This window comes from Spiroplasma sp. hy2, from assembly GCF_044714365.1.
In the GTDB taxonomy this organism is placed as follows: domain Bacteria; phylum Bacillota_I; class Bacilli_A; order Mycoplasmatales; family Mycoplasmataceae; genus Spiroplasma; species Spiroplasma phoeniceum.
In genome coordinates, this window is the sequence record NZ_RXFZ02000306.1 from 1 (window position 1) to 731 (window position 731).

Annotated in this window: 1 protein-coding gene; it reads right to left on the reverse strand. The window is 24.1% G+C overall.

The annotated features are described in order from the left end of the window. Nucleotides 1-111: 111 nt before the first annotated feature. The gene (locus EHV01_RS06235) at nt 112-564 is read right to left on the reverse strand and encodes a hypothetical protein (RefSeq protein WP_422066704.1); all 453 of its coding nucleotides are present in this window, start codon (nt 562-564) and stop codon (nt 112-114) included. Nucleotides 565-731 lie beyond the last annotated feature (167 nt).

The following is a 731-nucleotide window of genomic DNA, read 5'->3' on the forward strand; positions in this document are numbered from 1 at the left end:
TAATCAAATTTATCAAATTTCATAATTTTAGATTCCTATAATTTCTATTTTAAATATATTTTATAGGAATTTTAAAATAACTAGGTTATGCAAGAAGTCTATTGAATAGCATTAGTTAATATTTTTTCATAATTTAAAGCCTGCTAAAGAATCATTTACGGGGCCAATTAGTTTGGCGTTCCTTTTTAAAAGTAATCGTTGTAAACGCTCATATTCATCATCAAAATAATTTCGTTTAATATAAAACTCAACTTCTTTTTCAAAATCATTAGTATTTTTTGACTTTTTGCGACGAAAAATATTACGATGGTTACCAGTTGTATATGCTTTAGCAACTAAATTTGATAAATCCGTTGTTAAATCAATATTTTCTTCAACCTTTACTGTTACAATAAACAAAACTCATACGACATAACCAATAAAAATTTGATTATTTTTGTCATTAAAATCATAATATTTTAAAATATCTAAGCAAGTCATAATATCATTACGCAGTGATTCTGTTTGATAACGATGATATAGTTTAGTTAATTCATCAACTAAAACTTTAATATTACTATCCATCCTACCCCCGCTTTATGCTCCTATTATGATTTTACCATATCTGATGAAATTACAAATGGTAAATTAACTTTAATTTTGTCGAAAACTCTTGATGAAATAAAAAAAATCATCAATATGACAATTTGAAAACTAATTTTGTGTAAGATTATGATTTTGCTTTAAATWTT